Origin of the sequence: Nocardia sp. CDC153, assembly GCF_035818515.1 — a bacterium.
In the GTDB taxonomy this organism is placed as follows: Bacteria; Actinomycetota; Actinomycetes; order Mycobacteriales; family Mycobacteriaceae; genus Nocardia.
Genome location: NZ_JAYKYU010000006.1, coordinates 578,280 through 601,348, shown reverse-complemented (window position 1 = coordinate 601,348; position 23,069 = coordinate 578,280). Strand labels below are relative to the sequence as shown.

Sequence of the window (23,069 nt, the reverse complement as noted above, 5' to 3'; positions counted from 1 at the left end):
CGCCCCTGTTGCCGGCCGCCGCCAGCCGGAACGGTGGTCGGTGGCCGGACGGCCTCCAACCTCGGACAGGGAAGGCGGACATCACCCGTGGCGCGTGAGCTGACTCAGCGTGAGATTCTCGTCGAACTCGAGCCGGTCGCCGGGCAGGCGCTCGATCGGCATCTGTCGGTATTCAAGGACTGGCACCCGCACGACTACGTGCCCTGGGACGACGGGCGGAATTTCGCGGCGCTGGGCGGAATCGACTGGGATCCGGAGCAATCGCGGCTGTCGGAGGTGGCGAAGGCCGCGCTGGTCACCAACCTGCTCACCGAGGACAATCTGCCTTCCTATCACCGGGAGATCGCGGAGAACTTCTCGCGCGATGGGGCGTGGGGCACCTGGGTGGGGCGCTGGACCGCCGAGGAGAACCGGCACAGTGTCGTCCTGCGGGATTACCTGGTGGTGACACGCGGCGTAGACCCGGTCGCGCTAGAGAACGACCGAATGGCGCACATGACCAACGGTTTCGCCGCACCCGTGGATCCCGCCACCGCCGCCGCGCACGCCGGATTCCTGTACTCGGTGGCATACGTCAGCTTCCAGGAACTGGCGACCCGCATCAGCCACCGCAATACCGCCAAGGTCTGCGACGACCCGATCGCCGACCGCATGCTGCAACGCCTGGCCCTCGACGAGAACCTCCACATGATCTTCTACCGCACCCTCTGCGGTGCGGCCCTCGAACTCGTCCCCGACCAGGCCATGGAGGCCATCGACCTGATCGTCGAGAACTTCCGCATGCCCGGCACCGGCATGCCCAACTTCCGCCGCAATGGCGTCCTCATGGCCAAACACGGCATCTACGATCTGCGCCAACACTACGAGGACGTCCTCATGCCGGTCCTACGCCAGTGGAACGTCTTCGGCCGCACCGACTTCGGCCCCCGCGGCGAAGCCGCCCGCGACCGCCTGGCCGCCTACCTCGACAACCTCGCCCACATCCAAATCCCCCGCTTCGAAGAACACCGCGACCGCTCCCTCGCCCGCGATCAGGCCCGGGCCTGCGCCCGAGCCTGATCGGAGTTCGCGCACTCAGGTGGCGGGGTGGACGACCATGACGGGGCAGTGGGCGTGTTGGACCAGGGAGTGGGCGGTGGAGCCGAGGACCATGCCCAGGAAGCCCCCGCGGCCTCGGTTGCCGACCACAACCAGTTGGGCCGCCTGTGACCACTCGCGGAGTTGGGCGGCTGGTGACGAGAGGTACACGCGGCGTACGACTTTCACGTCGGGGTACTTCTCCTGCCAGCCCGCGAGGCGTTCGGCGAGGACGGATTCCTCGACGGTTTCGACGTCGTCGAGCATGGGGGTGGGATGGTCACCGGCGAATTTGCCTGCGCTCCAGTCACTCCAGACGTGGACGGCGACGAGATCCGCGCCGCGCTCGGAGGCTTCGGCGAAGGCCGCGGCAATGGCGGGCTCGCTGATCGAGCTGCCATCCACGCCGACCACGACGGGGCCCGAGTCCCGGACGGCGGTGGAGTCCTGGCCCTCGGGGCGCACGACGATCACGGCGCCCGGCGCGTGCGCGGTGACGGACAAGAGGGTGGAACCCAGATGCACCAGTGTCCCGGCGTTCCCGGTCGCGCCGAGCACCACCGCGTAGGCCCGCGCGGCCAGGTCGATCAGCAGCCCGCCGGCCGCATCCTGGAACAGGTGCGCGGTCACCCGCACCTGCGGGTACTCGAACTGCACGATCTTGCGCGCGTGCCGAATCACCGCCTGCCCCTTGGATTTCACGGCGTCGATGATCTCCGGGGTGATGGCCGAGTGCGGTCCGACCCTACCGGCCGCGCCGATCAGGTCCAGTCCATGCACGATCTGCAGATCCCGACCGCGGCGCTGCGCGAACCCGGCCGCCCAGCGCACCGCGATATCCGAACCGGGCGACCCGTCCACGCCTACGACGACACCCGCCGAGACCAGGCGGTGCGGCTCGTCGTATTCCTGCTCTGTCATTGTTTTCTCCCAGTCCGAGGGCTTGTCGAAGGGGCTCATAGCGCCGGGTTCACCTGGTGCTCCGCGTCCGCCTCGGGCTCCCGCGCGCCTTGATCCAGCCGGAAGGGCGGGTACTCGTCGGTCAGCAGGGCCGAATACGCCAGGACTCGATAGAACCACCGGTTGACGCCGACGACGAAGCCGAACAACCCGCTCGGATAGCGGCCGGTGAACAGCAGCGCCACGGCCGCGATGAGCACCAGCACGCCGAGCAGCGGAATCGTGTTGTTGCCGTTGCCATTACCGGAATTCCCGCCCAGGACCACGCCGCCGCTGAGCAGGGCGGCCAGGATCAGGTAGTGCGGAATGGCCAACAGCCACCACTTCACCAGCACCAGACCACGCGAAAGCCGTTGCGGGTAGTCGACTTCCAGATCCGCGGGATAGTCCGCCGGCCGCAGCGTGAACGGTGGATAGCGGTCGGTGCCCAGCGCGGCGTAGGTGTAGAACTGCACACGCCACGACCAGCGCATGACGCCCACGCTGAAGTCGAACAGGGACCGCGGGTACCGCTCGGTGAACAGAATCGCGAACCACGCCACCACCGTGACCACCCAGAACGCGATCCACAGGAAGAACAGCACCACGTAATGCGGTATGGCCAGCACCCATTTCACCAGCCACAGCCAGCGGGAGAGCGGTTCGTCCAGGTCGCCGCGCAGGCGCACCGCCCGGATTGGGGGTCTGGCCGGTGTGGCGGCGTCGGGATATACGGCGGGTTCGGGGTTCATCTCGGTTCCTCTTCGGTAGTGACAAGGTGCCCGTCGGCGAGCACCCGGGTTTGAAAGGCGCCGGTGACCCACGCCATCGCGGCCGCCATGACCACGCCGCCCAGCGCACCGATCGCGGCGACCAGGAACGGCGGCTGACCCGGCTGCCACAGCGGCGGCGCGACCACCATGAAGCCCGCGAGACCCGCGGCCCACGCCGCCGCGTTCGCGAGAATCCACAGCCCCGCCCGATCGGTGAAGCGGTGCAACACCATCCACTGGGCGACGACGAGGGAGAAGACGATGACCAGCGAGCCCGCGACGGCCGCGGGAACCTGCGCCCAGGTGGGCCAGGAACCGAACTGCTCGCCGTAGAGCATGGGCAGCACGCCCACCATCCAGGCCACCACGGCACCGGCCGACGTGGCCGCCGTCCAGTCGCGAATCCGCAACCGGGACAGCCGCATCCGCAGTACCCCCGCCTGGAACCGGCCCAGCACCGCGCCCTCGACGGCTCCGGCCGCCAACATCGCGACCGCGACAACCGCCGCACTCGCGTGCGCGGTGAGGGCTCCGGCGACGGCGGGCGCGAGAAAGCCGAGGAATTCTCCCGCCGTCACGGTCGTGAACCAACGGCGGCGGAATTCCCGGTCGGTGTGTGCGGGGTGCGTCGTCGTCGCGAGGTCGATCACCATATACGGGTCGCGCCCCGAGGCGGGCGTGCGCGGATGCGCCCGGCGGTAGACGGCGTCCAGGCGTTCGTGAGCGAGCGTGTCCGGCATCGCCACCGCGGCGAGCCCGCCGCGCCACGCACCGTCGATGCGGATCGAGGCCGCCCGCGGTGAGCGGAAGTTCCGCCACCACGTCTTGGCCCCGGCGTGGCCGACCCGGATCACCACGGTATCGCCGTCGAGTACATAACCCACCGGCAACGCGATGTGCCGACCCGAGCGACGCCCCTCATAGCGCAACTCCCCCACCGAATGCGGCAAGCCAGTCGGCAGCCGCAGGGCCAATAGCATTGCCGCCGACCCGATTCCGGGCGTCTGGTACCTCGTGGCCACCGTGTCCTCAGCTCACCGGGCTGCCCGGCCAGCGCCAGTGCTGGATCTCCGGCGGGTCCTCGCCGTCGCGGCGCAGGTAGGCACGGGCGACTTCGAGGCGGGACATCAACTCTTCGGTGAGGGCGTCCAGGCTGCCTGCCAAGCGGGGGACCTCGGCGACGGCGGCGGCGGCCAGGTCGAAGCGGTCGATGCCGTTCATGGCGCACATGTCGAAAGGTGTTGTGGTGGTGCCGTTGTCGGTGAAGCCGTGGACGTGCATGACGTCGTGGCCGGGGCGGCGGTAGGCGATGCGGTGGATGAGCCAGGGGTAGCCGTGGAAGGCGAAGATGACCGGGGCGTCGGTGAAGATGTCGCGGTAATCCGCGTCGGAGATGCCGTGCGGGTGGCGGTCCGGCGGGAACAGGCGGGCCAGGTCGACGACGTTCACCACGCGAACGGCCAAGTCCGGCACCAGTTCTCGCAGCAGGGCCGCGGCGACGAGGGTCTCCTGGGTGGGAACGTCACCGGCGCAGGCCAAGACGACCTCGGTGGCCCGGTCCTGATCGGTGCTCGCCCACTCCCACACGCCCAGCCCCCGTGCGCAGTGCTCGCGGGCCGACCGGTCGTCGAGATACTGCAAGGCGGGCTGTTTGCCTGCCACAACGACATTCACGCGCCCGCGGCTGCGCAGGCAGTGATCGAACACGTGCAGCAGGCAGTTGGCGTCCGGCGGCAGATAGACGCGGCTCACCTCAGGCCGCTTGTTCAGCACATGGTCGATGAAGCCGGGATCCTGATGAGAGGCGCCGTTGTGATCCTGCCGCCACACGTGCGAGGTGATCAGGTAGTTCAGGCTGGGTATCGGTGTGCGCCAGGGGAACTCGGCGGCCGTGTGCATCCACTTGGCATGCTGCACCACCATGGAGTCGACGATGTGGGCGAAGGCCTCGTAGGTGGAGAACACGCCGTGACGGCCGGTGAGCAGATAACCCTCCAGCCAGCCCTGGCACAGATGCTCGGACAGCACCTCGAAGACCCGCCCGTCGGCCGAGAGCCGATCGTCACCGACCAGACGCGGTAGCCGCCAGCGCCTACCGGTCACCTCGAGCACCGCATCGAGCCGATTGGAGGTGTGCTCGTCGGGCGCGAAGAACAGCATATTGCGCGGATTCTCGACCAGCACATCGCGCAGAAATCCGCCGAGTACACGGGTGGCCTCGGCGACTTCGGTTCCGGGCGTGGCGAATCCGACGGTGTAGTCGCCGGCGTTCGGCATCCTCAGATCGACGCTGTCGTGGCCGTGCGCGCTCGGATCGGCGCTCATCCGTAGGTGTTCGGGATGCAGGCGGGCAATCCGGTCGACCGGACGGCCGTCGTCCTGGAACAGCTCGCTCGGGCGGTAGGACAGCAGCCAATTCTCCAGCTGCGCAAGGTGTTCGGGATTCTGCCGCACGCTGGTCAGCGGCACCTGGTGTGCCCGGAAGGTGCCCTCCACCCGCACCCCGTCGACGACATCGGGCCCGGTCCACCCCTTGGGCGTCCGGAGCACGATCATCGGGCGACACGGCACCCGCGGCCCCATCCCGAGCCGGGCGTGCTCCCGAATCTCCGCGATCCGCTCGAACGCCTCGTCGAGGACGGCCGCGTAACGCTGATGTACCTCGAACGGGTCGTTGCCCTCCACATACATCGGCTCCCAGCCGTAGGCGGTGAGCATGCGGTCCAGATCCTCGCGGGCCATGCGGGACAACAGCGTCGGATTGGCGATCTTGTAGCCATTGAGGTGCAGAATCGGCAGCACGGTGCCGTCGCTGAGCCGATCCAGGAACATCGGCGCGGTCCAACTCGCCGACAGCGCGGCCGTTTCGGCTTCCCCGTCACCGATCATGCAGGCCACCACCAGATCCGGATTGTCGAGCGCGGCCCCGGTGGCATGGGCAAGCGAGTACCCCAGTTCGCCGCCCTCGTGAATCGAGCCGGGCACGTTCGGTGCGGCGTGGCTGGGCACCCCGCCCGGAAACGAGAACTGCCGGAACAGTTCGCGCATCCCGGCCAGATCCTGACTCACCTCGGGGTGACGCAGCGAGTAGGTGCCCTCCAGCCAGGTGGCGGCGGTCAATGCCGCCGCGCCGTGGCCGGGGCCGAGCACGAACATCATGCGCTGACCGGTCCGTGCGATCACCCGATTGAGATGCGCGTAGGTCAGGGTCACGCCCGGGACCGTGCCCCAGTGCCCGATCAGGCGCGGCTTGATGTGTTCGGGCCGCAGCGGCTCGGTCAGCAACGGGTTGTCCAGCAGGTAGATCTGGCCCGCGGCGAGATAGTTCGCGGCACGCCACCAGGCGTCCAGATCGTCGAGGGCGCTGCCGCCGAGATAGCGGCCGGGCAAGGTCTGCGTCATCGTCTCGCTCCTGTGGTCATCGTCTCGCTCCTGTGCTCGACGGATTCACTCGGCCGCGTGTACGACCATGACGGGGCACTGCCCGTGCTGCACCAGCGCAAACGCGGTGGAGCCCAGCAGCATGCCCAGGAACCCGCCGCGGCCCCGGTTGCCGACGACCACCAGTTGCGCGTGTTTGGACCACTCGAGCAGCTGTGCCGAGGGGGAGGTGAAATAGACGCGCTGCTGAACCGGCACGTCCGGGTACTTCTCGCGCCAGCCCGCCAGTCGCTCGGCGAGCAGCGCCTCCTCGACGCCCTCGAGTTCGTCCAGGCCGGGCTCGGGGAACTGGCCCGCGAAAGTGCCCGCGTTCCAATCGCTCCACACATGGACCGCGATCAGCTCCGCGCCGCGCTCGGAGGCCTCGGCGAAGGCCGCGGCGATGGCGGGCTCGCTGACCTTGCTGCCGTCGATGCCGACCACCACCGGGCCGGTCTCGTGGACGGCACCGTCCGCCTCCGGATCCGGTCGCACCACGATCACCGACCCCTGTGCGTGGGCGGTCACGCCCAGCAGCGTGGAACCCAGATGCCCCAGGGTGCCGACGCTTCCGGTCGCGCCGAGCACCACCGTATTCGCCTCGGCGCTCTCGGCGATGAGCAGCGCCGCCGCGGTGTCGGCGGTCATATGGGTGGTGATCCGCAAGTCCGGATGGCTGGCCCGGACCGATTCCGAGGCATGGCGCAGCAGCGAGCGACCCTGGGCCCGCGCGATGTCGATGATCTGCGGCGTGATGACCGTATAGGGACCGGCGGCACTGCTCGTCCCCGCGAGATTGAGCCCGTTCACGATCCGCAAGGCCCGCCCGTGCCGCACCGCGTAGTCCGCGGCCCACCGCAGGGCGATCGCCGCGCCGGGCGAACCATCCACGCCCACAACCACTTCCGCGGAGGCGAGGGTGTGCGGATCGTCGTAGTCGCGCTCTGTCATGGTCTTCTCCCAGCGTGAGGGTCAGGCATGCTCGGCGAGCCGCCACCCCCACGGTAGAAATCCCGGCGAGTCGGGCACTGCGGCCGATCGTCACCGCCGTGAGGGTCCAAAGACCGCCGCCGCGAACCTGCCCGCATACGGCCCCTCGATTCGGGACCTACGACCGCAGCGGCCCGCCGACCTGCGCTTCTAGCGTTCGTGGTGAACCGACAAAGGAGGATTCACCATGCACGCGATGGTCTTTCACGGTCCGGGCCAGAAGTCCTGGGACGAGGTCCCCGACCCCATCATCCAGACTCCCACCGACGCCATCGTCCGGGTCGACGCGGTCACCATCTGCGGCACCGACCTGCACATCATGAAGGGCGATGTCCCCGAGTTCACCCCCGGCCGCATCCTCGGTCACGAGGCCGTCGGCACCATTGTCGAGGTCGGATCCGGTGTGCACACCCGCCGCGTCGGGGAGCGGGTGCTGTTGTCCTGCATCAGTTCCTGCGGCGCGTGCCGGTTCTGCCGGGAGGGCCGCTACGGCCAGTGTCTGGGCGGCGGTGGCTGGATCTTCGGTCACCTGATCGACGGCACCCAGGCGGAATACGTGCGCGTCCCGTTCGCCGACACCTCCACCCACCCGATTCCGGAATCGATCAGCGACGAGCAGATGCTCATGCTCGCCGACATCCTGCCCACCAGCTACGAGGTCGGCGTGCTCAACGGGCGCGTCGAACCGGGCGACACCGTGGTCATCGTCGGCGCGGGCCCGATCGGCCTGGCCGCCATCGCCACGGCCCGCCTCTACTCCCCCGGCCACATCGTCGCCGTCGACCTCGCCGACGCCCGCTTGCAGGCCGCCGCGAAACTCGGTGCGGACGTCACCATCAACGCCGGTCGCGACAACCCCCTCGACATCGTGCACCGCCTCACCGCGGGTCTCGGCGCGGACGTGACCATCGAGGCAGTCGGAATCCCCGAAACCTTCGAAACCGCGGTCGAATTGGCGCGTCCCGGCGGCCATGTCGCCAATATCGGCGTCCACGGCAAGCCCGCCACCCTGCATCTGGAGAAGATCTGGATCAGCGACCTCACCATCACCACCGGCCTGGTCGACACCTACTCCACCCCGCGCCTGATCCAGCTGGTCGCCAGCGGCCGCCTCGACCCAGCCGCCATGATCACCCACCACTACCCCATGGCCGAATTCGAAACCGCCTACGACACCTTCGCCAACGCCGACCAGACCGGTGCCCTGAAGGTCGTCGTCACCGCCCCGGAGCACTGAACGCCATGCGAAACGACGAAGACACCCAGATCCAATTCGCCCTGGAACGCCTGATCCAGCGCCACCCCGAGGTGCCCGCGACCACGGTGGTCGCCATCGTTACCAGCGCCCGCGAGGCCCTCGCCGACGCCCCGGTCCGCAACTTCGTGCCGCTGCTGATCGAACGCCGCGCCAACCTCGCCCTCGCGGCCCAGGCGTAACCGGCGAATCCCGCGACACAACATCGGCGCACGGCCCTCTTCGAGAGGGGCCGTGCGCCACCGCATGGTTCATATCCATTGATCTCACCTCCTAGTGCGGCTTGGGATCTATCGCGAGGCGAATCACGCGCCCCGGCGCGAGGGCGGCTTGTCGTTCACCACAATGGATTTCGACGGGGGCGGCGTTGCCGGGATCGGAGCGGAGCTCGACCTCGGTGGTGGTGATGCGGATGGTCAGGCGGTGGCCGCGGTAGATGACGGGGAAGGTGAGGGGGCCGAGTTCGGCGGGCCAGCGGGGGTTGAGGATGAGGCGGTCGGCGCGGAGTTCGAGGCCGGTGAAACAGCGTTGGACCAGATCGATGCTGCCCGCCATGGCGGCGAGGTGGATTCCCTCCTCGGTGGTGCCGCCCTGGATGTCGGCGATATCCGAGTCGAGGACGCGGTCGAAGTAGGTCATGGCGTCGGCGCGGTGGGCGCGGGCCAGCACCCAGGCGTGCACCAGGGCGCTGAGGGTGGAGCCGTGGGAGGTGCGGGCCAGGTAGTAGTCGATGGTGCGGGGGATCATCTCGCCGGGGAGCTCGTAGCCGAGATGGGCGAGGAGCTCGCGCAATTCGTCGGCGGACAGCAGGTAGAACAGCATGAGGACGTCGGCCTGTTTGCCCGCCCGGTAGCGGTTGATGTCGTCGCCCTCGGATTCGAGGATGCGGTCCAGGCGGGCGATGTCGGGATAGACCTCGTGGTAGTGGTCCCAATCCAGTTCCGCCAGTTGATCGTATCCGGCGAACTGGCTGATCACGCCGTCGTGGAAGGGCACGAAAAGGCGGCGGCCCACCGCTTCCCAGCGCGTGGGCTCCTCGGCCTGGACGCCGAGCGATTCGAGCAGCCGGGCCCGGTCGCGCGGTGCGAGCCGGGCCAGCGCCTCCTGGGCGCGCCGAATCGTCCACGCCGCCATGACATTCGTGTAGGCGTTGTCGTCGACGCCGTCCTGGGGCGCGTGCGGATAGCCGGAGTGGAATTCGTCGGGCCCGATGACGCCGCGCAGGTGGTAGCGGTCGGCGGCGGGGTCGTATTCGGCCACGCTCGCCCAGAACCGCGCGACCTCGACCAGGATCTCCGCGCCGTACTCGGTGAGGAATTCGATATCGCCGGTCACCTGGAAGTACTGCCAGACGTTGTAGGCGACCGCGCTGCCGATGTGCCGGGCCCGCCAGCTCGGGTCCGGATGCCAGTGTCCCGACAGCGGATTCAGGTGCATGCGCTGGCTTTCCTCGCGCCCGTCGGTGCCCGACTGCCACGGGAAGGCCGCCCCGCTCAGACCGGCCGCGGCGGCACTGCGCCGGGCCTCGGGCAGACGGCGATACCGATACCGCAGCAGCGACCGCGTCAGCGACGGGAAGCGCGGATTGAGGATCGGGAAGACGAACAGCTCGTCCCAGAAGATGTGCCCGCGATACGCCTCCCCGTTCAAACCGCGAGCGGGCACACCGACATCCAGGTCCGCCGTATGCGGCGAGAGCGTCTGGATCAGGTGCAGCAGGTGCAGGCGCAGCACCCGCACCGCGTGCGGGCCGTCGTCGAGGTCGATCCGCAGCCGGTCCCACAGCTGATCCCAGGCGACGGTATGGGCGGCGAGCAGCTCCGCGAACCGTCCGACGCCGACCAGCCAGCGAGCCGCGTCCTCGTCCGGTGCCGAGACGCCGTGATCGCGCCCGGTGACGACGAGGACGGTCTTCTCCAGCGCGACCTCGTCGCCCGGTGTCATCGAGACGGCGCGGTCGTGTCCGATCAGACCGGCGCGGTCGACCAATTCGCCTGTCGGGCAGATGGATACATTCTGTTGGTACAGCCGGTCCCGCGCGGCCATGGCCACCGGAATCCGAGACTGGTTGGTGCACACCGTCGCCAGCACCGAGTCGGCCGTCAGTTCACGCGCCAGCACCGGCTGCAGATGCCGATCCGACAAACCCTGGTAGCGGGCCACCAGAGTATTGCGCACGGTGCAATCCAGCACCGAGCGCATCACCAGTCGTCCGGACCAGTTCTCCGCGGTGACAACGGTTTCCAGCGCACACAGGTGCGGATCGTGCATGGCCGCGAACCGGCGCTGCCGTACCGAGGTAATCCGGCCGGCAGCGTCCCGGAACCGCATTTCGCGCATCAGTACGGCGCGACGCAGGTCGAATTGCTGGCGGTAGGACAGGATTTCGACAGCGTCGAGGTCGAACCACGGGCTGCCGTCGATCCGGAAGGTCACCGGCAGCCAGTTGGGCAGATTGACCAGGCTCTCATTGTCGACGCCGCGCCCGCCGACCTCGTCGTAGAGTCGGTTGTACACCCCGGCGACATAGGTTCCCGGGTAATGGTGCTGCCCGGCAACGCTTTCCGGTCCCGCGCCACGCGTGGCGAGATAGCCGTTGCCGACGGCGCACAGCGCCTCGCGCAGTCGTTCCCGCGCCGGGTCGTAGCCGTCGAAGGTCAGCAGCCAGGAATCCGAGGCGGCCGTATCGGGTTCGGCGTACAGCAGGGTGACCAGGCCGTCGAGGAATTCTCGCACCTGGTCCGGGTCGCCGAGCGAGTACCGGGCCGCGGTGCGCCGGTCGCCGGATTCCCGGTGGCACACCACGATGCCCAGCCCGTCGGAGGCGACGGCGTCGAAGGCGTCCTCGTCGGTGAGATCGTCACCGAGATAGATCGGCAGCACCGAGACGGTCAGATGGTCGAGAATCCAGCGCAGCGCGGTGCCCTTGTCCCAGTCCAGGTCCGGTCGCAATTCCACCACCTTGCGGCCCTCACCGGCCCGCAGACCCAGCCGTCCGGCCGCCGCGTGCGCGGCCGACACCACCGTGCCCACCCGGTCCTCGGGCACCTGCCGGTAGTGCACGGCGACGGCGAATCGCTTGTGCTCCAGCCGAACTCCGGGCACCCCGGCCAGCTCGGCGCGCAATCCCTCGGCGGCCTCGGCCAGGGCGCGTTCGGCCTCCGGCGCGGCCTCGTGCAGGTGCACGCTGCCGTCCGGGGCCTGCAACTCGAAGCCGTGGCAGCCCGCGTACCAGATGCCGTCCACCCCGACATGCGCACGCAGATCCGCCAATTCGCGGCCGCTTATGATCGCGACCGGGCACTGCGCGGACAGGCTCCGCAGCGCCGCCGCCGTGTCCTCGGAGAGCGTGGCCGCGCCCGGATCCGGCACGATCTCGGCCAGGGTGCCGTCGAAATCCAGGAGCACCGCGATCTTCTCGGTATCGAGCTGGTCGCCGAGCCGCGCCCAGGAGTCCAGCGCGTTCGCCAGCGCCGACATGCGTTCGAAGCCGCCGTTCACCCGCACCTCGCGCGCGTCGGACACGACGACATCCGCTCCGCTCGCGCGCAGCGCTTCCGCGTGCCCTCCCCGGTTCACCCCGATCACCAGTCCGAAACCACCGGTGCGTCCGGCCTGCACCCCCGCTTCGGAATCCTCCACCACCACAGCGCGTTCGGGCGCGGCACCCAATCGCCGGGCCGCCTCGAGCAGCATCGCCGGATCGGGTTTGCCCGCCAGCCCCAGCCGCTCGGCCACCAGGCCGTCCACCCGGACCGGGAACAGCTCGGAGACCCCCGCCGCGCTCAGCACCTCGGCGCAATTGCGGCTCGCCGAGAAGATCGCGGTGCCGATTCCGGCGGCCTGCAGGGCACGCACAAGATCGACGGTGGTGTCGAACACCGGAACTCCATCGCGGGCAACGCGTTCCAGGAACAGCCGGTCCTTGCGATTGCCGAGCGCGCAGACCGTCTCCATTCCCGGTGGATCGGAGGGATCGCCTTCGGGCAGCGAAATACCGCGTGCGGCAAGGAAATCGCGCACGCCGTCGTATCGTGGCTTGCCGTCCACGCTGCGCAGGTAGTCGGCCGGGGTGAACGGCGTGTGATCCTCGCCCGGTGCGGCGGGCCGTAGCGCGAGAAATTCGTCGAACAGTTCGGTCCACGCCGCCGCGTGCATGGACGCGCTGTCGGTGACCACCCCGTCCATGTCGAAGAGGACAGCGTCGTAGCGCCGCGAATCGATCAGCGGCCCAGCCGCATCCCATTCCACCCTCTGAGCCTGAAGTGACGGGCCGGGCAGCCCAAGGGCCACAGGTCCCCGAATCGATCCAATATCGACCCGCCGGGGTCCGGAGTCCGCGCGAGCGGGGACCTTGGACCCCTCCCCGCCGCGAAACCGCCGCCTAGCGTGGGGATATGAGCGACATACCCACCGGTGAGGTCATCGAACGGGCGGTGCGACTGGCCGGGCGCGCACCGTCGCTGCACAACAGCCAGCCCTGGCGCTGGGAGTTCGACGGCACCACCCTGCGACTGTTCTCCGTGCCCGCCCGGCTGCTGCCCGCCACCGATACCGCCGGGCGGCAGATGCTGCTCAGCTGCGGTGTCGCGCTGGGGCATCTGCGGGCCGCGCTGGCCGCGGACGGCTGGCGCATCCGCGTCGCCTACTTCCCGAATCCGACCCGACGCGATCACCTGGCGAATGTGACCTTCGAACCGGCCGCGGTGATCTCCGACGCCGATCGCGACCGCGCCCAGGCCATCGAACACCGCCACACCGACCGGCTGCCGTTCGAGACACCGCCCGGCTGGGCGGAATTCGACACCGTCCTGCGCACCGTCGTCGATCCGGCCGACGCCACACTGACCGTCCTGCCCGACAGCACGCGGCCGGAATTGGCCCGCGCCTCCCGGCTGACCGCCACGCTGCGCCGCTACGACTCGTCCTATCAAGCCGAATTGCACTGGTGGACAGGGCATTCCTTCGTCTCCGCCGGAATACCCGCCGCCGCGCTGATCACCGCCGAGGAACGCGAGCGGGTCGACATCGGCCGTTCCCTGCCGACCGTGGTCGGATCGCCGCGCCGTCCCGAACTCGGGGTCGACCGTTCGAGAATCCTGGTGCTGTCCACCGACCGCGATACCCCCGAAGGCCTGGTGCGGTGCGGTGTAGCGCTGTCGAACGTGCTGTTGGAGAGCACCGCGGCCGGGTACGCGACCTGTCCGCTCACCCATATCACCGAGGTGCCGCGCAGCCGGGCCATCGTGCGCACCCTCACCGGGCTCGACGCCCAACCCCAGGTCATGGTGCGGATCGGGGCCGCCGGGCCCGGGGGCGAGAACCCCGCGCCGACACCGCGTCTGCCGCTCGCGGAGATCCTGCGTACCGTGCCGCCGCCCGCCCGCTGGTAGCCCGGTTCGCCACGGTGACCTTCGGTGTCCCAAGGTCACCGCCGCGGGCACTTGTTTCCGGGACCTTAGGCCCCATTTGCCGTGCCCACGGCGCGCTATGTTTGTCCTCACAGCCCTTCTCTGATCGGATTCCGGCCATGATCAAGGTATTTCTTGTCGACGATCACGAGATCGTCCGCCGCGGCCTTGTCGACCTGCTCGAAAGCGACCCGGAACTCACGGTCGTCGGCGAGTCGGGCGATGTGGCGCACGCTCTCGCCCGCATTCCCGCCCTCCGCCCCGACGTGGCCGTCCTCGATGTGCGCCTGCCCGACGGCAATGGCATCGAACTCTGCCGCGACCTGCTCTCCCGCAACGACGGCCTGCGCTGCCTGATCCTCACCTCCTTCACCGACGAACAGGCCATGATGGACGCCATCCTGGCCGGTGCCAGCGGCTACGTGGTGAAGGACATCAAGGGCATGGAACTGGCCAAGGCCGTCAAGGAAGTCGGCTCCGGCCGCTCCCTGCTGGACAACCGCGCCGCCGCCGCCCTGATGGACCGGCTGCGCCGCAGCGCGGAACCCGACGGCCCCCTCGCGGGCCTCACCGAACAGGAACGCAAACTCCTCGACCTGCTCGGCGAGGGCCTCACCAACCGGCAGATCGCCGAACGCATGTTCCTGGCCGAGAAGACCGTCAAGAACTACGTCTCCCGCCTGCTCGCCAAGCTCGGTATGGAACGCCGCACCCAGGCCGCGGTCTACGCCTCCAAACTGCGCGGCGACCAGTCCCGCGGCTGAGTGTCAGGCCCGCGCCCGAGCGACGGTCTCGAATCGCTCCATGATTCGGGCCGGACGCCCGGGCCGAGTTCCGGGCGTCTCCAAAGCCGCTGCCGCCGAAGCCAATCCGAGCCGGACGGCGTCGCCCAGGACATAGCCGCGCACCAGGCCCACGCAGATGCCGCCGACCATGGCGTCACCGGCCCCGATCCCGCTGCGCACCGCCACCTCCACCGGCGCGAACCATTCCGCGCCCTCGGCGGTGGCAACCAACGCTCCCTCGCCGCCCAGTGACAGCACGACCGCCTCCGCGACCCCGGCCGAGATGACCTCGCGCACCGCCGCGAGCCGGGTTTCCGAGTCCGCCAGCGGATGGCCGACATACTCGCCGAGCTCCCGCACGCTGGGCTTGAGCACACGCACTCCGCGCCGCATGGCCCGCAGGGGCGCGCCCGAGGCATCCAGCACGAAGCCGATATTCCGATCGGCCAAGAGATCCGACACCGTCTGATAGAAATCGTCCGGCACTCCGGGCGGCAGGGAGCCGCTGGCCACCACGAGCCGAGCGCCCACCGCGGCGCGCTCCAATTCGGCCAGGCAGCGGTGGACTTCCGGTGCGGTGAGGCGGGGGCCGGGGAAGACGAAGCGGAACTGCTCGCCCGTACCGGTGTCGGTCACCGCCAGACTCTCCCGGGTCGCACCGGCCACCCGGACCGGCCGGGCGGGGACATCGGCGTCGGCGACCAGTTGTTCCAGCAGCGCGCCGGACGGCCCGCCCGCGGGGATGACCGCGGTCACCGGCTCGCCCAGCGCACCGACGGTCCGCGCGACATTGATGCCACCGCCGCCCGGATCGAATCGCGGTGCGGCACAGCGGATCTTGTCGGTGGGGCGAATATGCTCCGCGGTCGCGGCGATATCGATCGCCGGATTCATCGTCAGCGTCACGATCGACATGCCGTCTCCCGGGATGGAATGGGTGCCGACCCGCGGCTCGGTGGGTCGGCACCGCTCACTGTGCGGCACGCGCTCCGATCGTGGCCAGAGCCCGCGCGCCCCTCCTCGACGGGCCTTAGGACCCTACCGGTACGTGCGGGCGGCCCCTATCGCGCGCATAGGTCGCGGTAGACGCTGAATGACATGCACACCAACGCATCTCGAAGCAGTGCGGGCGGACCCGCACTGCCGGTCGTCGCCGGAATCGACGGGTCCCCGGCCGCCGTGCGCGCGGCCGTCTGGGCGGGCGGTGAGGCCCTCGCACGCGGTGTGCCGCTGCGACTGATACAGGTGGTCGCCGAGATCGACAAACCCGCGTTCCAGCCGGGTGGGTTGCGGTATCGGGAGGCCGAGGAGTCCCTCGAACGGGCCCGGCGGGCCGTGCTCACCGAGCTGCCGCGCGGCGACGGGCCAGAGCGTCTCGGCATCGATGTGCTGGTGGTGCGCGGACAGCCCGAACACGTGCTGGTTCACCAATCACGGTCCGCGAGCCTGCTCGCGCTGGGCTGCTCGGGGGCCGGGTTCCTGTCGCAGCTGGTGCTGGGTTCGACGGCGCTGGCGGTGACGCGGGCGGCCGCGTGCCCGGTGGTGCTGGTGCGCAAGCCCCGGGCCGAGCACGGCTCGGTATTGGTGATCGTCGACGACTGGAACACCGCCCCGGCCGCGCTGCGGGCCGGATTCGAGGCCGCGAGCACGCGGGGCGGGGAGGTGACCGTGGCGCGGATCTGGCATGGTCGCTCGTGGTCGGCGGGACCGGCGTGGAATCCGCCCGCGGCGGTGGTCTCCGACGCTCAGATCGAGCACTGTCTGCGGGCGTTTCCCGATATCGCGGTCCGCCCGGTCACGATCGTGGGCGACCTGGTCTCCGCGGTCGAAACCTTCGCCACGACAGCACGACTCGTCGTCGTGGCGCACGACAGCGAGCCCGGGCACCCGGATCGCCTCGGCCCGGTGACCCAGGATCTGGTCCGGTACGCGCCGTGCCCGGTGCTGGTGGTCCCGGATCGGCCGAGCGCGGCCGCCACCGCCGAGGACACCCGGACGGTGGCGCGATGAGGGTCGAGGAGCGGGCGCTTGCCCGAAATATCCTCGGGTACACGCCATTCGTGAGGGTTCATGAAACGCATTCGGGAGTGGTCGTGCTCTACGGCGATCGCGCCTACAAGACCAAGAAGCCCATCGTCACCGACTTTCTCGATTTCTCCACCGCGGACCGGCGCGAACGGGCGTGCCGACGCGAGCTCGAACTCAATCGACGGCTGGCACCCGACGTATATGTGGGCATAGCCCACCTGTCCGATCCGGCGGGCAGGCCGAGCGAACCGATCCTGGTCATGCGACGAATGCCGGAGGACCGGCGATTGTCGGCCATGCTCGACGCGGGCACGCTGACCGACGTCGAATTGCGGACGCTGGCACGGACACTCGCCGACTTTCATCGCACGGCCCTGCGCGGGGACGCGATCGATCAGCAGGGCACGGCCGCGGCGGTGCGCCGCCGGTGGCGGGTTCTGCTGCACAGTCTGGCCGAACAGCCACCCGGGGCCATCGATCCCGACCGGCTGCTCCGCGCCGATCGCCTGGCGATGCGATTCCTCGACGGCCGCGACCGGCTGTTCACCGCCCGAATCCACGCCGGCCGCATTGTCGACGGCCACGGAGATCTCCTGGCCGAGGACATCTTCGCGCTCCCCGACGGTCTCCGAATCCTGGACTGCCTCGACTTCGACGACACCCTCCGTTCCGTGGACGTCCTCGACGACGCCGCGTTCCTGGCCATGGATCTCGAATTCCTCGGCCGCGCCGACCTCGCCGCCGGCTTCCTCGACGCCTACCTCGAGGTCGCTCGCGACGAGCCCCCGGATTCGCTGCGCCACCACTACATCGCCTACCGATCGCTGGTGCGCGCCAAGACCGATCGCATTCGCGCCGCCCAGGGTGATCCCGACGCGGCCGAGCACGCCCGGCGGCATCTGGACCTCACGGTGGCGCATCTCGAGCGCGGCGCGGTCCGGCTCGCCCTGGTCGGCGGACTGCCAGGTACCGGAAAATCCACCGTGGCAACACGATTGGCCGCCGCGACCGGCGCACGCGTCATCTCCAGCGACACCGTGCGCGCGGAACTACGCGCGGCCGGAACGATCACCGGCCAGGGCGGCCACTACGGCACGGGCGCCTACCGGCCCGCCGCCCGCGCACTCGTCTACGACCAACTCCTCGAACGCGCCCGGACCGAACTCGAACTGGGCCGATCGGTCATTCTCGACGCCAGCTAGACCGACGACGAATACCGCCGTCGCGCAGCCGCACTCGCCGCCGATACCGCCAGCGATCTCCTCGCCCTGCGCTGCCACTGCCCGCCACAGGTCGCCACCGCCCGCATATTTGCTCGCACGCACGGCGATTCCGAAGCGACACCCGAAATCGCCGCAGCCATGGCGGCCACCGCGGCGGACTGGCCCGGTGCCACCGACATCGACACCGGCACACCGATCGCCGACACCCTGGCCGCCGCGCTACGACTGTGGGGTCGGCCATGACCCGCATGGCGGCCGGCACACCGACTACCCCGAGCGCCGAGGGCATGCTCACCGCGCAGGACGCGGCTGCACGGGCCGGGGCCGATGTGCTGGCCGCCCTGGCCGTTTCGGAGGATGGGCTCACGACGCAGGAGAGTGAGCGCCGGTTGCAGCGGTACGGGCCCAATGCGGTGCGGTCGCATCGGGCCCGCATACTGCCGGTGTTGGTGCGGCAGTTGCGGTCTCCGCTGTTGCTGTTGTTGGTGGGCACCGCGATCGTGTCGTTCTTTCTCGGTGAGCGGACCGACGCCATCGTGATCGGGGTTATTGTCGCCATGTCGGTGGGGTTGGGCGTGCTCAACGAGTACCGCGCGGAGCGGGCCGCCGACGCCCTGCACGAACGGATTCGGCATCGGGTGGTGGTGTGGCGCGACGGGGCGACGCGGCCGTTGGATTTGGCCGAGTTGGTGCCCGGCGATGTTGTCGAATTGCGTTCGGGGGAACTGGTTCCCGCCGATATCCGGTTACTCACGGTGAACGGGCTGCACTGCGACGAGTCCGTGCTTACCGGTGAATCCGAGCCGGTGGAAAAGAGTGTCGGTCCGGTGGCGAGCGGGTCCGCGGTGGCCGAACTCGACAGCTGTGTGCTGATGGGCACGGTGATCGCGGGCGGCAACGGGCGCGGGGTCGTGGTGGCCACCGGCGGCCGCACCGAATTCGGCCGGATCGCACTGGGATTGGCGCATCGGGAGCCGGAGACCGAATTCCAGGTCGGGCTGCGGCGCTTCTCCATGCTGCTGGTGCGGGTGGCGGCCGCGCTGACCGTCGGGATCTTCGCGGTGAACCTGCTTTTGCACCGGCCGCTGCTCGACGCGCTGATGTTCTCGCTGGCGATCGCGGTCGGCATCTCACCGCAGTTGCTGCCCGCGGTCGTCTCCACCAGCCTCGCCGCCGGATCGCGGCAGCTGGCACGGCAGAAGGTGCTGGTGAAAAGGCTGGTGTGCATCGAGGATCTGGGCGATGTGGAGGTCTTGTTCACCGACAAGACCGGCACCCTCACCGAGGGTCGCATCGAGTTCATGCGGGCGATCGGCCCGGACGGCGCGGCCTGCGACGCGGCGGCCGTGCTCGGCCTGGTGTGCACCGATGCCCTCATCGAGGGCGAGACCTTGGCGGGCGGCGATCCACTGGACACGGCATTGTGGGCCGCCCCGACGGCACCCCGGCACATGGTCGCCGACTACACCCGAATCTCCGTGCTGCCCTTCGATCATGAACGCCGCTTGGTCTCGGTGCTGGTGGAGCACGACGGGGAGCGGACGATCATCACCAAAGGGGCACCCGAGGAAGTGCTTTCGCGCTGCCCGAGCACGCCCGAGGGTGCCGCCCGCGTCGTGCGGGCGGAATTCGAGGCCGGTCACCGCGTGGTGGCGGTCGCCTCCCGCACCGTGCCCGATAGCCAATCCCTCACCGCCGCTGACGAATCCGGGCTCACCCTGCGCGGATTCCTGGTATTCCTCGACCCGCCGAAGACCACCGCCCGCGACGCCCTCGACCGCCTCACCGCGCTCGGCATCGCGGTCAAGGTGATCACCGGCGACAACCCGGCCGTGGCCACCCGGGTGTGCGCCCAACTCGGGCTGCCGCCGGGCGGCGCGCTCACCGGCGCGGATCTCGAGCGGATGACCGATACCCAGATCGCCGAACAGCTGCCCACCACAACGGTTTTCGCCCGCGTCGGCCCCGAGCAGAAGGCCCGTATCGTGCGCGCCCAGCGCGGGCTGGGCGTGGATGTCGCGTTCCTGGGCGACGGCGTCAACGACGCGCTCGCCCTGCACGCCGCCGACGTCGGCATCTCGGTCGACTCCGCCACCGATGTGGCCAAGGACGCCGCGGATGTGGTGCTGCTGGAAAAGGATCTGCACGTGCTGGCCGATGGTGTCACCCAGGGCCGCCGCGTCTTCGCCAACACCATGAAGTACGTCCTCATGGGCACCTCGAGCAATTTCGGCAATATGTTCAGCGCCGCCGGGGCCTCGGCCTTCCTGCCGTTCCTGCCCATGCTGCCTTCGCAGATCCTGCTCAACAACCTGCTCTACGACGCCAGCCAGCTCGCCATACCCACCGACACCGTCGACGCCGAGCAACTGGCCCGGCCCTCGCGCTGGGACATCGGCCTGATCCAGCGCTTCATGCTCGTCTTCGGGCCGATCAGCTCGCTGTTCGACTTCGCCACCTTCGGAATCATGCTGTGGCTCTTCCACGCTGGCGAAACCCTTTTCCACACCGCGTGGTTCGTCGAATCGCTGGCCACCCAGACCCTGGTGCTGTTCGTCATCCGCACCCGCCGCACCCCCTTCTTCCGCAGCCACCCGTCGACCCCGCTGCTGCTGGCGGGTCTGACCGCGGTCGGTGTCGGCGCACTCCTGCCCTCGACCCCACTGGCCCGGGACCTCGGTTTCACTCCCCTGCCCGGCACCTTCTTCCTGGCGCTGACCCTCATGATCGTGGTCTATCTGGCCCTGGCCGAGACCGCCAAACACTGGTTCTTCCGCGCCCAACCGCAAACCCCCGCCCAGCGTCCCCGCCGCCCCGGCCATCGGGTCCGCCGCCGCGCCGCCCGCTTCACGATCACCGGGCGAGGGTGAACAGGGCCTCGTCCTCCTGGGCGAAATGCAGTGTCAGGATGGCGTCCAGACCGTAGAGCGTGGCTCGCAGGTCGTCGATCTGGTCGGCCCGCAAGCCGCTGGTGGCACTGTCGAGGTGGCGGTGGAGACGCGCGATCAGCCGCTCGATCTCGGTGTGCTCACGACTCATGGTGACCAAGGCCTCCGGGTCGCGCAGATAACCGGACAGGGCGGGGTAGAGCTCATGCTCCTCGGCGTGCTCGTGTGGGAGAACCTGCTCGGTGAGGAGCGTGGCCGCGCGCCGCACAGCGTCCTCGGCACGCGAGGTGGGGCCGTCGGCGAGAGCGTCGGCGGCCTGGCGGACCGATTCCCGCGCGGTGTGCATGCGGTCGTGTTCGCGTTCGAAGCGCGCGACCAGCGGGTCGATGGCGGTCGTGGCCCGGCCGTGCGCCCCGGTTCGCAAGGCGCGCAGGGCATTCAGAATGACCGCGATGTCGATGGCCTCCTGGACCAGCGCGCCGACGCTGGGCGCGAGGTACCCGGTCGCGGCGGCGATCATGGCCGCCAATGACATGGCCATGCCCGCGGCGGCGCTCTGTACGGCCAGCCGGTGCGAACGCTGGGCGATGTCCACGGCGTCCGCGAGCCGGTCGATGCGGTCGTCGACGATAACGGCGTCGGCCGCCTGCACAGCGGCCGTCGAACCCCGTGCGCCCAAGGCGATTCCGACATCCGCGGCCGCCAACGCCGGGGCGTCGTTGACGCCGTCGCCGACCATGACCGTCACCGCCGCCTGTCGTTCCGCGCGGATGGCCGCGATCTTGTCGGCGGGATCGGCCTCCGCGATCACCTCGGTCAACTGTAGTGCCGAGGCCGCGTCGGCGGCGTTCTCGACCCGATCACCGGTGAGCAGCACCAGCCGACGCAGACCCGCCGCGCGCAGCCGGCGCATGGTGCGGGCCGCATCGTTGCGCAGCCGGTCCCGAACCAGCAACGCGCCCACCGGGATTTCATCGACGCACACCCAGACGATGCTGGCGAGATCCAGGCGGGCCTGGCGCGCCGCCGCTTCCACCCAGGGTGCGAGAGGGGTGTCGGCGGGCCGCTTGCCGACCCGGATACGTTTTCCTGCAACGGTTCCCGTGGCACCTTCACCCGGGATCTCGGAAACGTTGTCCGCGACCACGATAGGGATTTCCCGCAGCGCCGCCGCGGTCGTCACTGCATGGGCCAGGACATGCGGCGAGAGGTGTTCCACGGCGGCCGCCTGCCGCAGCACGTCCTCGGTGCTCACGCCGGGTGCGGTGCGAATATCAATGACCTCCGGGCGGCCGACGGTGACGGTTCCGGTCTTGTCCATCACCAAAGTGCTGGCGCGCCCGAGCGTTTCGAGTGCCGCGCCGTTCTTGACCACCACACCGGCGCGAGCCGTCCGGGACATGCCCGCGGTAATGGCCACCGGTACGGCCAGCAGCAGCGGGCACGGGGTGGCCGTCACGATGACCGCGACCGCGCGTACCGCGCTGCCGCTGAAGGCCCAGGCCGCGCCCGCGACACCGAGCGCCAGCGGCAGAAACCACACCGCCACCCGATCGGCGAGTCGGGCGACCGGGGCCACCTCCGCGGCCGCCTGCCGCGCCAGGGCCGTGATACCGGCGTAGGTGCTCGCCTCCGCCACGGCGGTCGCGCGAATATCCACCGCCGCACCGGCATTCACCACCCCGCTGCGGACGGGCGTGCCCACCCGCCGCACCACCGGCGCGGATTCGCCGGTCAGCGCCGACTCGTCGAAAACGCCAGGGGTGGCAAGCATTCCGTCGACCGGAACCACCTCGCCGGGGAGCACGACCACGGTGTCCCCGACCGCGACGGCATCCGCGCGCACGGTCTCGACGCCGTCGGCGGTCCGGCGGTGCACCTGCGCGGGCGCGCGTCGCAATAGCTCGGACAGATCTGCGCCCGCGCGGCGTGCCGCGTACGCCTCCAGGACCCGGCCCGTCGCGACCATGAGCGCGATCAGCGCACCGGCGAAATACTCGCCAACCGCGGCCGACCCCGCCAGCGCCAGCAGGGCCAAAAGGTCCGCGCCGTAACGACCCTTGCGCAAGTCGTGCCACACCCATAAGACCGCGGGCAGCAACGCGAGGGCGGTGGCCGCCAGCCATAGGCCGTCGGCGATTTCCCGGCTCACCGGTCGCAGTGCCAGCCCGATAGCGGTGAGCACACCGGTCAGTGTCACGAGTGCGACGGGCCCAGAGATCCGGCGTCGCAGGGTATCCCGGAAGGCGGACAAGGCCGCGGCGATCTCACTTGTCATGT

At 69.6% G+C, this 23,069-nt stretch carries 16 protein-coding genes; 8 read left to right on the top strand and 8 right to left on the bottom strand.

The window, feature by feature from the left end; all coding sequences use genetic code 11:
* The first annotated feature begins 87 nt into the window (after positions 1 to 87).
* Positions 88 to 1,059, top strand: coding sequence for an acyl-ACP desaturase (locus tag VMT65_RS33160; protein WP_326312601.1), 972 nt, complete (start codon positions 88 to 90; stop codon positions 1,057 to 1,059).
* 15 nt (positions 1,060 to 1,074) lie between these two features.
* Here the strand turns inward: VMT65_RS33160 and VMT65_RS33155 are convergent, their stop codons facing one another.
* Genes VMT65_RS33155 through VMT65_RS33135 form a run of 5 tightly spaced genes read right to left on the bottom strand, consistent with a single transcriptional unit; the run spans position 1,075 to position 7,160 of the window.
* Positions 1,075 to 1,998 carry a universal stress protein gene (locus VMT65_RS33155; protein ID WP_326312600.1) on the bottom strand — a complete coding sequence of 308 codons (924 nt, stop codon included), beginning with the start codon at positions 1,996 to 1,998 and terminating at the stop codon, positions 1,075 to 1,077.
* 35 nt (positions 1,999 to 2,033) lie between these two features.
* The gene (locus tag VMT65_RS33150; protein ID WP_326312599.1) at positions 2,034 to 2,768 is read right to left on the bottom strand and encodes a DUF4389 domain-containing protein; all 735 of its coding nucleotides are present in this window, start codon (positions 2,766 to 2,768) and stop codon (positions 2,034 to 2,036) included.
* Positions 2,765 to 3,811: a hypothetical protein gene (locus VMT65_RS33145; RefSeq protein WP_326312598.1), complete on the bottom strand. Its 1,047-nt coding sequence runs from the start codon at positions 3,809 to 3,811 to the stop codon at positions 2,765 to 2,767. Before VMT65_RS33145 ends, VMT65_RS33150 begins: the two co-directional genes overlap by 4 nt.
* Before the next feature lie 7 nt (positions 3,812 to 3,818).
* Positions 3,819 to 6,191 carry a phosphoketolase family protein gene (locus VMT65_RS33140; RefSeq protein ID WP_326312597.1) on the bottom strand — a complete coding sequence of 791 codons (2,373 nt, stop codon included), beginning with the start codon at positions 6,189 to 6,191 and terminating at the stop codon, positions 3,819 to 3,821.
* Between the two features lie 45 nt (positions 6,192 to 6,236).
* Positions 6,237 to 7,160, bottom strand: coding sequence for a universal stress protein (locus VMT65_RS33135; protein ID WP_326312596.1), 924 nt, complete (start codon positions 7,158 to 7,160; stop codon positions 6,237 to 6,239).
* A gap of 226 nt (positions 7,161 to 7,386) precedes the next feature.
* Between VMT65_RS33135 and VMT65_RS33130 the strand changes: the two genes are divergently transcribed.
* Together VMT65_RS33130 and VMT65_RS33125 are read left to right on the top strand one after the other, a co-directional pair.
* A complete protein-coding gene (locus VMT65_RS33130) occupies positions 7,387 to 8,436 on the top strand; it encodes a zinc-dependent alcohol dehydrogenase family protein (RefSeq protein ID WP_326312595.1) in 1,050 nt (349 codons plus the stop codon).
* Between the two features lie 5 nt (positions 8,437 to 8,441).
* Complete coding sequence (locus tag VMT65_RS33125; protein WP_326312594.1) at positions 8,442 to 8,636, top strand: three-helix bundle dimerization domain-containing protein; 195 nt, start codon at positions 8,442 to 8,444, stop codon at positions 8,634 to 8,636.
* A 91-nt stretch (positions 8,637 to 8,727) separates the two neighbouring features.
* On the opposite strand, the gene otsB is transcribed toward VMT65_RS33125, so the two are convergent.
* Positions 8,728 to 12,705, bottom strand: a complete 3,978-nt coding sequence (otsB, locus tag VMT65_RS33120) for a trehalose-phosphatase (RefSeq protein ID WP_326312593.1) — start codon at positions 12,703 to 12,705, stop codon at positions 8,728 to 8,730.
* Between the two features lie 146 nt (positions 12,706 to 12,851).
* On the opposite strand from otsB, the gene VMT65_RS33115 reads away from it, so the two are divergent.
* A complete protein-coding gene (locus VMT65_RS33115) occupies positions 12,852 to 13,847 on the top strand; it encodes an Acg family FMN-binding oxidoreductase (protein WP_326312592.1) in 996 nt (331 codons plus the stop codon).
* 137 nt (positions 13,848 to 13,984) lie between these two features.
* Positions 13,985 to 14,629: a response regulator transcription factor gene (locus tag VMT65_RS33110; RefSeq protein WP_326312591.1), complete on the top strand. Its 645-nt coding sequence runs from the start codon at positions 13,985 to 13,987 to the stop codon at positions 14,627 to 14,629.
* A gap of 3 nt (positions 14,630 to 14,632) precedes the next feature.
* Here VMT65_RS33110 and VMT65_RS33105 read toward each other — a convergent pair whose 3' ends face one another.
* Positions 14,633 to 15,565 carry a 1-phosphofructokinase family hexose kinase gene (locus VMT65_RS33105; protein ID WP_326312590.1) on the bottom strand — a complete coding sequence of 311 codons (933 nt, stop codon included), beginning with the start codon at positions 15,563 to 15,565 and terminating at the stop codon, positions 14,633 to 14,635.
* 183 nt (positions 15,566 to 15,748) lie between these two features.
* Between VMT65_RS33105 and VMT65_RS33100 the strand changes: the two genes are divergently transcribed.
* From VMT65_RS33100 to mgtA, 3 genes are all read left to right on the top strand, one after another.
* Positions 15,749 to 16,660, top strand: a complete 912-nt coding sequence (locus tag VMT65_RS33100; RefSeq protein WP_326312589.1) for a universal stress protein — start codon at positions 15,749 to 15,751, stop codon at positions 16,658 to 16,660.
* A 50-nt stretch (positions 16,661 to 16,710) separates the two neighbouring features.
* Positions 16,711 to 17,880 (top strand): bifunctional aminoglycoside phosphotransferase/ATP-binding protein, encoded by a 1,170-nt coding sequence (locus VMT65_RS33095; protein WP_326312588.1) that lies wholly within the window; start codon positions 16,711 to 16,713, stop codon positions 17,878 to 17,880.
* Positions 17,881 to 18,149: 269 nt separating this feature from the next.
* A complete protein-coding gene (gene mgtA / locus VMT65_RS33090) occupies positions 18,150 to 20,771 on the top strand; it encodes a magnesium-translocating P-type ATPase (RefSeq protein ID WP_326312634.1) in 2,622 nt (873 codons plus the stop codon).
* Here mgtA and VMT65_RS33085 read toward each other — a convergent pair.
* Positions 20,755 to 23,067: a heavy metal translocating P-type ATPase gene (locus VMT65_RS33085; protein ID WP_326312587.1), complete on the bottom strand. Its 2,313-nt coding sequence runs from the start codon at positions 23,065 to 23,067 to the stop codon at positions 20,755 to 20,757. The two genes, mgtA and VMT65_RS33085, sit on opposite strands and share 17 nt — an antisense overlap.
* Between the last annotated feature and the right edge of the window lie 2 nt (positions 23,068 to 23,069).

Bases quoted from the DNA above. Each gene is read 5' to 3' on its own strand.
- VMT65_RS33115 (WP_326312592.1), top strand. From the start codon at position 12,852: ATGAGCGACATACCCACCGGTGAGGTCATCGAACGGGCGGTGCGACTG.
- VMT65_RS33085 (WP_326312587.1), bottom strand. From the start codon at position 23,067: ATGACAAGTGAGATCGCCGCGGCCTTGTCCGCCTTCCGGGATACCCTG.
- VMT65_RS33105 (WP_326312590.1), bottom strand. From the start codon at position 15,565: ATGTCGATCGTGACGCTGACGATGAATCCGGCGATCGATATCGCCGCG.
- VMT65_RS33135 (WP_326312596.1), bottom strand. From the start codon at position 7,160: ATGACAGAGCGCGACTACGACGATCCGCACACCCTCGCCTCCGCGGAA.
- VMT65_RS33125 (WP_326312594.1), top strand. From the start codon at position 8,442: ATGCGAAACGACGAAGACACCCAGATCCAATTCGCCCTGGAACGCCTG.
- VMT65_RS33100 (WP_326312589.1), top strand. From the start codon at position 15,749: ATGCACACCAACGCATCTCGAAGCAGTGCGGGCGGACCCGCACTGCCG.
- VMT65_RS33130 (WP_326312595.1), top strand. From the start codon at position 7,387: ATGCACGCGATGGTCTTTCACGGTCCGGGCCAGAAGTCCTGGGACGAG.
- VMT65_RS33155 (WP_326312600.1), bottom strand. From the start codon at position 1,998: ATGACAGAGCAGGAATACGACGAGCCGCACCGCCTGGTCTCGGCGGGT.
- VMT65_RS33110 (WP_326312591.1), top strand. From the start codon at position 13,985: ATGATCAAGGTATTTCTTGTCGACGATCACGAGATCGTCCGCCGCGGC.
- mgtA (WP_326312634.1), top strand. From the start codon at position 18,150: ATGGCGGCCGGCACACCGACTACCCCGAGCGCCGAGGGCATGCTCACC.
- VMT65_RS33140 (WP_326312597.1), bottom strand. From the start codon at position 6,191: ATGACGCAGACCTTGCCCGGCCGCTATCTCGGCGGCAGCGCCCTCGAC.
- VMT65_RS33150 (WP_326312599.1), bottom strand. From the start codon at position 2,768: ATGAACCCCGAACCCGCCGTATATCCCGACGCCGCCACACCGGCCAGA.